Annotated in this window: 12 protein-coding genes; 5 read left to right on the top strand and 7 right to left on the bottom strand. The window is 68.2% G+C overall.

Annotated elements, in window-relative coordinates:
* Positions 1–60 precede the first annotated feature (60 nt).
* Positions 61–2,547, top strand: a complete 2,487-nt coding sequence (locus tag PBN85_RS10705; RefSeq protein ID WP_271298949.1) for a TonB-dependent receptor plug domain-containing protein — start codon at positions 61–63, stop codon at positions 2,545–2,547.
* A gap of 10 nt (positions 2,548–2,557) precedes the next feature.
* Here PBN85_RS10705 and PBN85_RS10700 read toward each other — a convergent pair whose 3' ends face one another.
* Entirely contained in the window at positions 2,558–3,943 is a 1,386-nt protein-coding gene (locus PBN85_RS10700) for an FAD/NAD(P)-binding protein (RefSeq protein ID WP_271298948.1), read from the bottom strand.
* A 138-nt stretch (positions 3,944–4,081) separates the two neighbouring features.
* Here PBN85_RS10700 and PBN85_RS10695 point away from each other — a divergent pair, with 138 nt between their 5' ends.
* Both PBN85_RS10695 and PBN85_RS10690 read left to right on the top strand, forming a co-directional pair.
* Entirely contained in the window at positions 4,082–4,777 is a 696-nt protein-coding gene (locus PBN85_RS10695; RefSeq protein WP_271298947.1) for a TetR/AcrR family transcriptional regulator, read from the top strand.
* A gap of 95 nt (positions 4,778–4,872) precedes the next feature.
* Positions 4,873–5,481 carry an RNA polymerase sigma factor gene (locus PBN85_RS10690; protein ID WP_051583478.1) on the top strand — a complete coding sequence of 203 codons (609 nt, stop codon included), beginning with the start codon at positions 4,873–4,875 and terminating at the stop codon, positions 5,479–5,481.
* Between the two features lie 7 nt (positions 5,482–5,488).
* On the opposite strand, the gene PBN85_RS10685 is transcribed toward PBN85_RS10690, so the two are convergent.
* The 4 genes from PBN85_RS10685 to PBN85_RS10670 all read right to left on the bottom strand — a co-directional run bounded on the left by PBN85_RS10685 (position 5,489) and on the right by PBN85_RS10670 (position 10,937).
* Positions 5,489–7,885 (bottom strand): DUF3772 domain-containing protein, encoded by a 2,397-nt coding sequence (locus PBN85_RS10685; protein ID WP_271298946.1) that lies wholly within the window; start codon positions 7,883–7,885, stop codon positions 5,489–5,491.
* A 165-nt stretch (positions 7,886–8,050) separates the two neighbouring features.
* Positions 8,051–8,764 (bottom strand): class I SAM-dependent methyltransferase, encoded by a 714-nt coding sequence (locus PBN85_RS10680; RefSeq protein ID WP_271298945.1) that lies wholly within the window; start codon positions 8,762–8,764, stop codon positions 8,051–8,053.
* A 242-nt stretch (positions 8,765–9,006) separates the two neighbouring features.
* Positions 9,007–9,801 (bottom strand): SDR family NAD(P)-dependent oxidoreductase, encoded by a 795-nt coding sequence (locus tag PBN85_RS10675; protein WP_271298944.1) that lies wholly within the window; start codon positions 9,799–9,801, stop codon positions 9,007–9,009.
* Positions 9,798–10,937 carry a fumarylacetoacetate hydrolase family protein gene (locus PBN85_RS10670; protein ID WP_271300879.1) on the bottom strand — a complete coding sequence of 380 codons (1,140 nt, stop codon included), beginning with the start codon at positions 10,935–10,937 and terminating at the stop codon, positions 9,798–9,800. Before PBN85_RS10670 ends, PBN85_RS10675 begins: the two co-directional genes overlap by 4 nt.
* Before the next feature lie 351 nt (positions 10,938–11,288).
* Between PBN85_RS10670 and rpsU the strand changes: the two genes are divergently transcribed.
* Positions 11,289–11,495 carry a 30S ribosomal protein S21 gene (gene rpsU / locus PBN85_RS10665; RefSeq protein WP_271298943.1) on the top strand — a complete coding sequence of 69 codons (207 nt, stop codon included), beginning with the start codon at positions 11,289–11,291 and terminating at the stop codon, positions 11,493–11,495.
* Positions 11,496–11,604: 109 nt separating this feature from the next.
* Entirely contained in the window at positions 11,605–12,204 is a 600-nt protein-coding gene (locus PBN85_RS10660; protein ID WP_037534853.1) for an FKBP-type peptidyl-prolyl cis-trans isomerase, read from the top strand.
* 130 nt (positions 12,205–12,334) lie between these two features.
* Here PBN85_RS10660 and PBN85_RS10655 read toward each other — a convergent pair whose 3' ends face one another.
* A complete protein-coding gene (locus PBN85_RS10655; protein WP_037534852.1) occupies positions 12,335–12,580 on the bottom strand; it encodes a hypothetical protein in 246 nt (81 codons plus the stop codon).
* Between the two features lie 124 nt (positions 12,581–12,704).
* Positions 12,705–13,475, bottom strand: a complete 771-nt coding sequence (locus PBN85_RS10650; RefSeq protein ID WP_037534851.1) for a metallophosphoesterase — start codon at positions 13,473–13,475, stop codon at positions 12,705–12,707.
* Positions 13,476–13,524 lie beyond the last annotated feature (49 nt).

Below are 13,524 nucleotides of genomic sequence, written 5' to 3'. Positions count from 1 at the left end.
AGCCCGACCGGTCTATGCTGCGCTGCACGCGTAATAGCGCACCAGTCCAAGGGGTTGTTTGTGACGATCATCAGCGAACTATTGCTCGCGGCAAGCTCCGCCGCGCTCGCCGCCCAGGCTGCGCCGGCGCCGGCCGGTCAGGAGCAGCCGCCCGCGATCGATCAGGCCGCGCAGGCCGCGCCGGTCGCCGATGCCGCGGCTCAGCCGAACGAAAGCGACGATATCGTCGTCACCGGTACGCGCACCGCCGGCCGCAGCCGCCTCGACAGCGCCGCGCCGGTCGACGTGCTGAGTGGCGCGACGCTGCAGCGGCAGGGCACGACCGAACTCGCCAGCGCGCTCGCCGCCGTCGCGCCGTCGATCGATTTCCCGCGGCCGTCGGCGACCGACGGCACCGACGCGATCCGCCCGGCGACGCTGCGCGGCCTGTCACCCGACCAGACGCTGGTGCTGATCAACGGCATCCGCGGCCATGCCTCATCGCTGGTCAACACCAACGGCAGCATCGGCCGCGGTTCGGCGGCGGTCGATCTCAACACGGTGCCGACCGCCGCGCTCGACCGGATCGAAGTGCTGCGCGACGGCGCCTCGGCGCAATATGGCTCCGACGCGATCGCCGGCGTCGTCAACCTGCGCCTGCGCGAGGCACGCAGCGGCGGCGGCGCGTCGGTCACATACGGCTTCTACGACACGCAGATTGACACCGCCAACAACCGGCGTAACGTGAAGGGCGAACATGCCGTCACTGCGAGCGGTTGGCAGGGGATCGGCTTCGGCGACGACGGCTTTATCACCGTGTCGGGCGAATATACCAAGCGCCAGCCGACCAACCGCGCCGATATCGACCTGCGCGTCGCGCCCAATCGCGTGACCGGCCGCTATGGCGATCCCGAGGTCGAGCAATATACCGGCTTCGTCAATGCCGGCACCTCGCTCACCGACAATCTCAAACTCTATGCGTTCGGCGGCTATCAGGATCGCGACAGCCGCAGCGCCGCCTTCCCGCGCATCAGCCCCGCGGCGCAGACGGCCGCCGCCGCCGCCACCCGCGCCCAGCTCGCGCTTGCCGGCTATGCCGACGGCTTCCTGCCGATCATCAACACCAAGTCGCGCGACATCAACTCGGCGGTCGGGCTGAAGGGTGACGTGTCCGGTTTCACGGTCGACCTGTCGCTGAGCTACGGCCGCAACAAGATCGACTATCGGACGCTTAACTCCGCCAATTATGCTTATGGCTCGGCAACGCCGCGCAACTTCTACGACGGCGCGACGATCTACGACCAATATGTCGCCGGGCTCGACGTCAGCCGCCAGTTCGACGTCTTCCAGTCGCTGAACGTCGCCTTCGGGCTCGAAGGACGGCGCGAGGGCTATCGGATCGTCGCCGGCGAGCTTGCGTCCTACGGCTATCCGGCGGCGGGCACCGTCACCGGTGCTCTGGCGTCGGCGGCGCCCGGCGCGCAGGGCTTCGGCGGCTTCTCGCCGGACAATGAGACCAAGCGCAGCCGCCGCAACGGCAGCGCCTATCTCGACCTTGAGGCGCAGGTCACCGACAAGCTGCTGGTCGGCCTCGCCGGTCGGTTCGAGGATTATTCGGACTTCGGTTCGACGGTGAACGGCAAGGCATCGCTCCGCTATGACCTGACGCGCTGGTTCGCGCTGCGCGGCACCGCCTCGACCGGCTTCCGCGCGCCGTCGCTCCAGCAGCAATATTTCACCCAGACCGCGTCGGTGGTGACCAACGGCGTGCCGATCCTCACCGGCACCTTCCCCTCGGTCAGTTCCGTCGGCAGCGCGCTCGGCGGCCTGCCGCTGCAGCCCGAGAAGTCGACCAACTTCTCGGTCGGCACGGTGATCCGCGCAGGCGGCTTCGACCTGACGGTCGACGGCTATCTCATCAAGATCCGTGACCAGATCGGCCTGTCGGAGAATATCCAGGCGACCGCCAGCACCCAGGTCGCGGCACTGCTCGCACCGTACAACGTCTCGGCAGCGCGCTTCTTCCTCAACGGCCTCGCCTCGACGACCCAGGGCATCGACGCGGTCGCGCATTACCGGCTCGCCACCGACGGAGCCGGCGCCTTCGACTTCACGCTCGCCGGCAACGTCAACACGATCGACGTCACCCGCGTGCCGACCTCGACCGCGACGCTCGATCCGGCACCGACCCTGTTCGCGCGCAGCCGCATCCTGACCCTCGAACAGGGGACGCCGGGCGAGAAGGTGACGGGGCAGATCGACTGGTCGCTCGACCGGCTCGGCGCGCTCGCCCGCGTGACCTATTACGGCGACGTCAACCAGCCCGGCACGCTCGCCAGCGGCACCGCCGACGTCCACACCGGCAAGCATGCGATCACCGACCTCGAGCTGCGCTATGCCGCTCCCAAGGGCGCGCAGATCGGGCTCGGCGTCAGCAACCTGTTCGACGTCTATCCCGACCGAACGATCGCGGCGAACAACACGACCGGCGTGCTCGGCTTCCCGTCCTATTCGCCGTTCGGCTTCAACGGCCGCTATCTCTACGCCCGCGTCGGCCTCAACTGGTGAGGCGCGCGGGTTAGAGGCCCTCGCCGCCGACCCATTGCGCATGGGCGAGGCGGCGGGCCAGCGTCCAGTTCTGCTGACGGATGTCGGGGACGGCGACGACCTCCCACAGGCCACCGCGGGTCATCGGCCCGATGCAGAACACGCGCGGATCGGCCCGGCCGTCGGCATCGATCACCTGCGACTGGGCATCGACGTCGAGGCCGATGCGCAGTGGATCGGGCCGGATCAGCCGCTGGCGCAGCAGGCCGCGCAGCAGCGGCTCGTCCGAGCGAAGCAGATCGCCCTGGGGGCCGGTGCAGTTGACGATCCGCGCGACGCGCGTCGTCGTCACCGCGTCGCTGCCGCGCGGTCGCCAGTGGAAGAGGGCGTGATCGCCGTCGGCCGCCGCTGCCACCGATTTGCCGGCGACGAAGTGCAGCCGCCCCGAGTCGCGCAAAGCCGCGATCTTCGCGGCGACCGAGGGGGCGAGGCGATGGCGATGCACGTCCCAATAGGGGCGGAGGTGCCGCAGGAAGCGGCGGCGCGTCGCCGCATCCGCCGCGCCCCACATGATCTGCGTCATCGGTCGCAACGCGTCGACCGCGGCGCGCCAGCCGATCGCGGCAGCGCGCGTGCGGAGCTGCGCGACCTGCTGCGCGAGCCCGCCCGCGGGGCGTTCGCGCAGGCCCGGTTGCGCCGGCGTATCGGCATGCGCACGCGGCACCAGCCCGCGGCGCGACATGGCGACGATCTGCCCGGTGAAGCCGGCCGCATCGAGCAACAACGCCGCATCGATCGCGGTCAGCCCGGTGCCGATCAGCAGCACGCTGTCCTCCGCCGCCAGCCCCTCGCTGATATCGCCGGCCCAGGGGTCGGCGCGGTAGCAGCCCGGCGGCAGTGCGGCGGGATCGAGCCCGGGCGGCGTATGCGGCGGCAGATTGCCGATCGCCAGCACCGCGACATCGGCGGCGACATCGCGGCCGTCGTCGAGGCGCACCGTCACGCCGCCATCGTCCCGCGCCAGTCCGACGGCTTCCCCCTCGATCAGCGTCAGCCGCTGCGGATGCGCGGCCACCGCGGCATCGAGCATCTCGCGCAGATAGGCGCCGTAGATGCGCCGCGACACGAAGGTGCGCGCATCGCCGAGCGCCTTGCCCTCCAGCCAGCGGACGAAATGGTCCGGATCGTCGGGGAGGGCGCTCATATTGCCGGCGCGGACGTTGAGCAGGTGATCCTGATGCGCGGCGCTATAGGCGACGCCGCGCGCCATCTGGGTCGGGCGGCGCTCGATCAGCGTCGCGCGCGGCCCGTCGTGCCGCATCAGGTTGATCGCGAGCAGGCTGCCCGAAAAGCCGCCGCCGACGATCGCGACATGATCGCCCTGCACTTCGTCGCTCCACGTCTCGCTTGTCGTCACCGCCGGTCTCCTGTCCGCCGCCCGTAGGCGCTCGGCGGCGTCGCGGCAACGGGCCGGCGGTGGACATGCGCGGGGCCGGTGGCCATGGTGCGACAGAGACGGATGCGGCAGGACGGAGCAGGGCAGGGACGGATGACGGTGACCATCGACGACCAGAGCCGCGACAGCGGCGCGGCGACGGTGCAGCGGCGCGCCGGTCGGCCGAGCCGTGAGGAAGCGCTGGCGATCGAGGCCTTGATCCTCGACGGCACGATCGATGCGATGCGCGACGCCCGCTATGCGACGCTGTCGATCGACGCGCTGGCGCAGGATATCGGCGTCACCAAGCAGACGATCTATCGCCGCTTCCCGAGCAAGGATGCGCTGATCGACGCGGCGATCCGGCGCAAGATGGACCAGCTCCACGCCTTCGCGCGCGATACCGCCAGCGCCGCCGCTGATCCGATCGAAAGCCTGCGCGCCTTCGCCCGCCATATGTTCGATATGATGCGCAAGCCCGAGAATGTCGGTCTTGCGATCTTCATCGATCATGCCTCGCTCACCGATGTCGCGTTCGCCCGCCGCCGTCAGCAATGGCACGTCATGCTGATGGAGCCGATGAAGACCGCGATCGCCACCGCCCAGGCGCAGGCGCGGCTCGCACCCGGCGATGTCGAGGTGATGGCCAATATGCTGTTCGATCTGCTCGCCGGGCCGGTCAACCGCATGCGCTATTGCGTCGCGCCCGACACGGCGCTCGGCGGGATGTGCGAGGACCGGGCGTTCTCCGCCCGCTTCGACGTGTTCCTGCGTCTCTACGCTCTGCCGCCGAATTGCTGCGCTGCAATAAAATAAAGGAACCGGGCGGTATTGTAATCGTTCAGGATCGCAGCCTAAGGGCAGCGCCCCGCGTCACTCATTGTGCGCGCGTCCCGTGTCGAGAGTTCCGCATGACCACCGCCGCCCTGCTGCCAGACGTGTCGACCGAACGCGGCTTTGTCGCGGCGATCGACGCGGTGCTTCCCGCGCTGCGCCGCTATGCGCGGCAGCTCAGCCGCGATCAGGGCGACGGTGACGATCTGGTGCAGGAGACGATGGTCCGCGCCTGGGCGGCGCGCAGCCGCTTCCAGCCGGGCACCAACTTCCGCGCCTGGCTGTTCCGTATCCTGCGCAACCTGTTCCTCAGCGGTCGTCGTCGCGCCGGTCGCAGCGTATCGTGGAATCCGGCGGTCGACGACGACCGGCTGGTCACGCCGGCGGATCAGGAATCGGGCGTGATGCTCGCCGATCTCGATGCGGCGCTCGACAGCATCACGCCGGGGCAGGCCGAGGCGCTGGTCCTCGTCGCACAGGAGGGGCTGTCGTATGAAGAGGCGGCGCTGCGGCTCGGCGTGCCGATGGGCACGGTGCGCAGCCGCGTCTTCCGCGCCCGCGCCGCGGTGATCGACCGGCTCGGCGGCAGCATGCCGGTCGCGTCGCTCCCCACGCCGGTCGTGGCGGCGTCGGCGGGTCATGCCTATCAGCAATGGAAACAGGCCGGCACCGGCCTGATCGGCTGATCCGACGCTAGGCGTTGGCGCCGTCGCCGAATGGCGGCGGCATCGTCACCCATTCGACCCGCTGCGGCACCGTGCCGAGGTCGATGCCGTCCTCCCGCATCCGTCGCAGCAGCGTCAGCAAGACGTTGCTGCGCGCCTCGCCGGTGCTGCGCGGGCTGGAGACATGGGCGAGGCAGTTGAAGACGATCCGCCCGTCGGCGATGCCGTCGACCAGCGCCACCGGGCCCGGCGTATCGAGCACCATCGGCTCGATCGCGAACGTCTCCAGCACGATCGTGCGGACCCGATCGGCGTCGGTGGCGATCGGCACCGAGAAGTGGATCTGGATCCGCCCCATCGGCCCGGCGAGCGTCTTGTTGAGCACCGACTTGGTGATGAGCTCCGAATTGGGGACGATCAGCGTCGAATGATCGGCGAGTTCGATCTCGGTCGAGCGCACGCTGATCCGCTTGACGTCACCCTCGTCGGTGCCGACCCGGATCAGGTCGCCGATCTTGATCGGCCGCTCGGCCAGCAGGATCAGGCCCGACACGAAATTGGAGGTGATCGCCTGCAGGCCGAAGCCGATACCGACCGACAGCGCCGAGAGCAGCAGCGCGATCCGCTCCATGCCGATACCGAGCGAGGCGAGCGCCCAGACAACGGCGAGCGCGATCGCCAGATAGCGCGCGACCAGCCGGATCGAGTTGCGCACGCTCATGTCGAGATCGGTGCTCGGCAGATAGCGCTGGTCGAGCCAGGCGGTGAACTGGCGCACCAGGAACAGGCCGAGCGCGAGTACCGCGACGAATTTCAGGATCGTCCCCGGCGATATGGCGATGCCGCCGACGGTGACGCCGCGCGCCAGCCCGCCGACCCGGTCGAGCAGCGACCCGAACCCCGCGCCGAACGGGTAGAGCAGCAGCCCGAGCGCGACGACGATCACGGCGAGCCGCAGCACCGCCGACAGCAGCACGCCGAATTGATCGACCGCGCTGCCGCCGATCCCCATGCCGTGGCGCAGCGTCAGCCCAATGCGGCTGTCCCGCTGGAACAGACTGGTGGCGACATCGTCGATCACCACCATCAGCAGATAGGTGCTGACCGCGAGCAATGTCGCCCACAGCACCGCCTGCACGGTGACGATCGCCAGCCCGATATAGCCGATCAGCAAGGCGATGGCGGCGCCGGCGACGACCAGCCACAGCGCCAGCGTGATCGCGCCGACCCCCGCGCTCGCCGCCGCTTCCGCCGCGCTCTCGCCGTCGGCCGCCTCGGCGGCGCGCAGCCGGCCGATGACGATCAGCGTGCCGGCGATCAGGATGAGGTGGAGGATGATCTCGATCACCTGCGTCGTCACCAGCGCGGTCGGGCTCACCCCGGCCGCGGTGTTGAACGCATTGACGAGGATGACGAAGAAGGTCAGCGCCGCGCAGCCCCAGGCGACCGGACGCAGCGCCGCCGCCGTCGCGTCGGTCAGCGCCACCACCCGCCAGGACGGCTGCCGCGCCATCAGGAACGCGGCACCGACCGCGGCGATCAGGCCGCTGAACCCGGCGGCGGCGACGAGCGCGTCGGCGAGCCCGTTCCACGACGGCGCGAGCAGCGACGACCAGCGCAGCCCCTGGACGAACAGGAAGGCGGCCCCCATCGGCATCACCGTGCCGACGAACACCCGCCACAGGGCATTGGCGGAGCGGCGGACGCGATGCCCCGGCGCATCGGCCACCAGATAGCGCTGGCCGAGCCGCCGCAACGCCTGCCGCACCGGCAGCAGCAGCGCGAGCGCCGCGAGGCCGCCGAGCAGCGCGCCGATCGGGAAACCGCCGCGCAGGCCAATCTGCACCTGCGACCAGCCGCGCCCGACGAAGCTCGACACGCGCCGTCCGTCACGGGGCAGCGCCGAGACGATGTCGCTCCAGAAATGCGGCGAAAGCGGCGAGGGCGTCCGCGCGGCGATGCGCTGGTTGATCTCTTCCGCCTGCGTCTCGTCGATCTCGGTGACGAGCTGTCCCGCCTCGACGGTGACGAGCTGACCGCGCTTGACCTTCGAATCGAGCGAACTGCGCGCCTGCGCGAGCAAACGACGTTCGGCGCGGATGTCGGGAGCCTCGACGACGCCGGCGACCGGCGGCCCGAGCCCGGCGATACGCGCGTCGATCAGCGCGAGCTGGTCGCGGAGCTGTTCGGCCGCGTCGCGCGCATCGCTCTGCGCACCGAGCGCCTGGTCGCGCAACTTGCCGCGCGTCTCGCGATCGACCTTGGTGTCGAGCGCCTTGTCGACCGCATCGAGCGCCGCCTCGGCGGCGGCGAGCTGCTTCGTCGCGGCATCGACCGGCGAAGTCTGGGCGGCGGCGGGGAGGGCGAGCGCCAGCATTACCAACGCCAGCAAACCGATCCACCACCGCCGCGCCAATGCCGTCATCACGCCCTCCGTTCGATCGTCCGTCTACGGAGAGATGAGCGACAAAGCGAGGGATCGAACAGCGCAGGGCTCCGATCCGTGCCCGGCCCGGCCAACCACCCAAGTCCAGCCCCCGCAGATGCGATCGGCGAGCTATCCCGCCTCTCGATTGCCGTTTACGAGTGTCTACTTCTCGCGACGAAGGGCTATGTCGTGATACCCCTGCGGATGGAATGCGAACCAAGCGATTGAAAAATCTTCAGCGTGTCCAAGTTGAAACTCGCATACCGCCTGCATCACGCCGTACGGGATCATTTCCAAAGGCGACCATGATGTAAAGTCGTTGAATATGAGATAGCCCCCCGGTTTTACTTTGTCCCAAGATGCAACGATATCCTTGGTTACGCTCTCGTAGTCATGACCGGCATCAATGTAGATCCAATCAAAGCTATCTTGTTCAAAATCGTTGACGATAGACCACGATACGCCTTCATGGAGGATTACTTGAGACGATGAAATGTAGTTGTCGAACCACGGCTTGTCGAAAAGATCGTAAGTTATATCGACGAGATGAAGTTGTTCAGGCTCGGCAACCTGGAGCATATGTTTGGCGAAATTCCCCCGTTGCGTACCGATCTCCAGTCCGCGGCCGCCTTTTGGCAGCCGAGCGATGATGGCTTCCCGATTCGGCAGTAGCTGAGCCTTCTCCATGACGGCTTCTGGGAGAGTCGGTGGCAAATTTCCATAGTATTGCAGGATAGGAAGCTGCTTTGTGCACGCGTAATAAGCTGATATCGCCGTTTGCGAGCATGTGATGGAAGCATTTACCGCCTCGCCCAGTCTTCGCTCAAGCTGTTCTATATAGTTGTTTAGGTCATCCCGACTAATTTGATCTGTCATTATGCTGTTCCGTCATCCACGCCTAATTGGCAGGCAAGAAACGCGGTCGCCCGTCAACGGCCACCAAGATGGCCGGGTTACAATTTGGAGCGACCACGCTCTGCTGCATTATAGGGCGATCAGGAACGCTATCGCGTAATCGAATCAAATTGCACAATCCGCCGGTATGGTAGCCGGAGGCGCATTCGGGGTGCTTATCTGTTGGGTGAGGCGGTGCCCGTCCGCCCTCACCTTTGAACGGTTCACCGCCAGCCGGCGTCCATCCAGTAATTGTGCGCCGTGCACATCCTCGCGTCGTCCGAGGCGAGGAACAGCACCAGTGCCGCGATGTCCGCCGGCTCGATCCGGCCGTCGAGGCATTGCGCGGCGACGATCTCCGCCTCGCCCTCGGGCGTGTACCATTTCTCCTGGCGGGGCGTCTTGACGTTGCCGGGCACCACCGCGTTGACGCGGATATTGTCGCGGCCGAGGTCGCGGGCGAGGCTGCGGGTCAGGCCTTCGATCGCCGCCTTGGCGGTCTGGTAGAGGACGAGGTCTTCGAGGCCGAGATGCCAGCTGATCGAGCCGAAGTTGATGATCGATCCGCCGCCGGCGGCCTTCATCGCCGGGATCACCGCCTGCGCCGCGAAGAACTGATGGCGCAGGTTGACGTTCATCCGCTCGTCCCAATAGGCCGGCGTCACGTCCGCGACGGTATGGCGATCGTCGTTGGCCGCGTTGTTGACCAGCACGTCGACACCGCCGAGCTCGCCCTGCAACTCGGCGAACACCGTCGCCAGCGCGGACAGGTCGGTGAGGTCGAGGCGGCGGAACAGCGGCGGATAAGCGGCATCGCCGAGCCGCGCCACCAGCGCCTCGCTGTCCGCCACCGCCACGTCGACGAAGGCGACGCGCGCGCCCTGCCGCACGAACGCCTCGACCAGTCCGGCACCGATGCCCGATCCGCCGCCGCTGATGATCACGCGCTTGTCGCGCAGGGATGGGTAAACCGCACGCGCGTCGGTGGTCGTCAAGGTCGTCTCCGTCGTAAGGGTCATGCGAGCAGGCCGCGGCCGGCGAGGTTGCGGATCAGCGCCGATATGCCGAAGCGCCACGCCGGTGCCGCCTTGGAGGTGCTGACGGTGTTGATCAGCCGGCCGAGCCGCGGCGTCGCGATCGCCACCGTGTCGCCGACCTTGTGGGTGAAGCCCTGACCGGCGACGTCGCGATCCTGCGTCGGCGCGAACAACGTGCCGAGGAACAGGACGAGGCCATCGGGATAATGATGCTCGCTCAGCGCCTGGCGGAGCAGCTCCCCGGGATCGCGGCTGATCTGGTTCATCGAGCTTGCGCCGTCGAGCGTATAGCCGTCGGTGCCTTCGATGCGCAGCGTGATCTCCGCCTCGCGCACGTCGTCCATCGTATAATCGGCATCGAACAGGCGGACGAAGGCGCCGAGCGAACAGGAGGCGTTATTGTCCTTGGCCTTGCCGAGCAGCAGCGCCGAACGCCCCTCGAAATCGCGCAGGTTGACGTCGTTGCCGAGCGTCGCGCCCACCGCCTTGCCGTCGGGGCCGGCGAGCAGCACGACCTCGGGCTCGGGATTGTTCCAGGTCGAGTCCGAGCGGATGCCGACGTCCGCGCCCCAGCCGACCGTCGCCAGCACCGGCGCCTTGGTGAAGATCTCGGCGTCGGGGCCGATCGCGACCTCGAGATATTGCGACCACAGGCCTTCGTCGATCAACGCCTGCTTGAGCGCCGCCGCTTCGGGCGAGCCGGGGACGACCGCGCGCATGCTGCCGCCGATCCGGCCTTCGAGGCGGCTGCGCACCTCGGCCGCCGCGCCGGCATCGCCGCGGGCGCGCTCTTCGATGACGCGCTCCATCGCCGAAACCGCGAAGGTCACGCCCGCCGCCTTGACGCATTGCAGATCGATCGGGCTGAGCAGCCGCGGCAAACCGTCGACGGACAGGCCGATCGCGTCGAGGGCGCCAACCGCCTCGCCCTGCGCCGCGTCGAAGCGACCGCCGGCGACGAGGTCGGCGACGGTCGGGGCGACGCGTGCCATGTCATGCACGATGCCGTCGACGATCAGCACCGGGCTGGGGCCGGCGCCGAAGTCGATGCGGCCGATCCAGCGCGCGCTGCGCCAGTCGCTGCCGAGCGCATCGGCGGGGTCGAAGGGGATCGGCATAAGCATCTGTCTCCGGATCGGTCGCGTCGACCGTCGGAGCGGCCGGCGCGGCGGTGGGGCTGGCCGCGACGGGATTGGCATCACCGCGGCGGGCGGGCAAGGTGCCGCGCGCCCGTGGCTGTCGCCCTCCATCCTCCCAGCTCGTTATCGCTACCATTACCTGCCCACTTCGCCGCCGCAAGCCGAAACCGCATACCATTTGTACACGGGGCGCCCCGGATCGCAGCGGCCGGGGGCCGCGATCGGTCGCGCGGGTTGCCATTTTGCCCCCTCGCTGGTAGGGGCGGCGTTCGAACGGCGCGGACCATCGTCTGCCGCCGCTATTGCTATTGACCGAGGTGTTTCAGTTCCATGCAGATCGTCGTCCGCGACAACAACGTCGACCAGGCTCTTCGCGTGCTCAAGAAGAAGTTGCAGCGCGAGGGCGTGTATCGCGAGATGAAGCTGCGTCGTCACTTCGAAAAGCCGTCGGAAAAGCGCGCGCGCGAGCGTGCCGCGGCGGTCCGCCGTTCGCGCAAGCTCGAGCGCAAGCGCGTCGAGAAGGACGGCGCGCGCTAAGTACTGCCCGCGCCCCGTGGCCGCGCCGGTCGGGCGCAGCCGCGGGGCGCGACGTGAACCTCAACCGGTGACGGCCGGCCCGGCACCGTAACCCTCAGGTGCCCCAACGATGTCGACTGTCACCGCCGTCCCGCTGCGCCCCGTCAAGCGCACCTATCTCATCTACCTCTGGGTAGGCATCGCGGTCGCGATCCTCGCCGCCTTCCTGCTGGCCCGGCAGGGCGACGATTTCCTCGCGCGGAACGCGCGCCGCAGCGACGTGGTGACCACCGCCTCCGGCTTGCAATATCAGGTGATCCAGCCCGGCGCGCCCGGTGCCGCCAAGCCGACCGACAGCGATGTCGCGCTCATCAACTATGAGGGCAAGCTGCTCAACGGCACCACCTTCGACAAGTCGCAGCAGCCGACGCCGATGCCGGTCGCCGGCGTCGTCCCCGGCTTTTCCGAGGCGCTGAAGCTGATGCCCAAGGGGTCGAAGTATCGCGTCTGGATCAAGCCGTCGCTCGGCTATGGCGCGGAGGCCAAGGGGCCGATCCCGGCCAATTCGACTTTGGTCTTCGATATCGAGCTGATCGACTTCCTGCCGGAGGCGGTGGTCCGCCAGATGCAGGCACAGGCCCAGGCGCAGCAGGGCGGCATGCCCGGTGGCCTGCCGCGCGGTGCGATGCCTCCCGGCGCGATGCCGCAGGGCGCTCCCGGCGGTCGCTGATCGATCCGCTCACGCCGGCGGCGGATCGTCCGCCGCCCGCGTCTTTTCCGCTCGCGTCGATCTGCGCCGGACAAAAAAATAGCGGCCCCGGTCGGGGCCGCCATCCTTTCCGCCGGAGCGGACGATCAGCTTAGTTGCTGTCCGAATTGTCGCTGCTGTCCGCAACCACGACGATGCCAGCGATCACCGCAGCCGCCGCGATCACCGCGACGATGATGCCGCCGCCGGCAAGCTCGTTCTTCTTCGCCGACGCCGAACCGGTGCGCACCGACTTGGCGACCGACAGGCTGGCGGCCGGATTGGCCGACGCCGCAGCGGCGGGGGCGACCGCCATGGTGGCGGCGGCGAGGGCGAGGATGGTCTTGCCGAAGGTCATGTCAAATCTCCCGAATAAGCTCGTCCGTTCGGCGCATGACAGATGATGGGAGCGCCAACAATCGTTAAGCCGCAGCGGCGCGGTTTCGAGCGACGGTGTTGCCGCCGCGCCACAGAGCAATATGTCAGCCGTCGCGCCGCGCCTGCACCAGCCAGCGCGCGGCGCCCTCCAGCCCCAGCGCGCTCAACACCCCGGTATCATAGGCGCCGGTATCGACCCCGATGCGATGCACCTGTTCGTCGAGGCCGTCGCTGATCGTATGGCCATGGACGATCATCTTCTCGAGCGCGCGATCGTGGTCGAGGAACGGATTGCGGATCCAGCGCAGGTCGGCGCCGCGCTGCGAGGCGAGGTCGGTGCCGGGGCGCACCCCGGCATGGACGAAGGCATAGTCGCCGATCGTCACCATATTCTCGAACTGTTCGAGAAAGGCCTGATGGTCCGCCGGGATGCGTGCGCGCATCGCGACGTGCAGCTCCTCATAATCCATCCGGTCGTAATCGGCGGCGTCGATGCCGTAGCTCAGGATCGTCTCGCGCCCACCGATCCGGCAGAACATGCGCAGCGCCTTGGGTTCGCCCTTCAACGCTTCGAGGAACACCTCCTCGTGATTGCCGAGCAGGAAGTGCGTGTCCGGCCGTTCGGCGGCGAGCGTGCGCAGCCGTTCCAGCACACGCGCCGAGGCGGGGCCGCGATCGACCAGATCGCCGAGGAAGATCATCGTCGTCCGCGCCGGGGCGCGGCTGCGGTCGTCCGCGTCGATCCGGTCGAGCAGATCGTCGAGCAGATCGGCGCAGCCGTGCACGTCGCCGATCGCATAGACGCGCTCGCCATCGGGAATGGCGGTGGTGGGCGCTACGGGAGCGCGGCCTACCTTGAGCAGCTTCTTGAGCATGGAATCCTGTCGATCGTGAGCCAAGGCAGGTAGAACGGCACGAGTCTGG

This window comes from Sphingomonas sp. CV7422 (assembly GCF_027945725.1).
Classification (GTDB): Bacteria; Pseudomonadota; Alphaproteobacteria; order Sphingomonadales; family Sphingomonadaceae; genus Sphingomonas; species Sphingomonas kyungheensis.
Note: the sequence above shows the minus strand (reverse complement) of the source record. Positions and strands in the feature narration are given on the sequence as shown.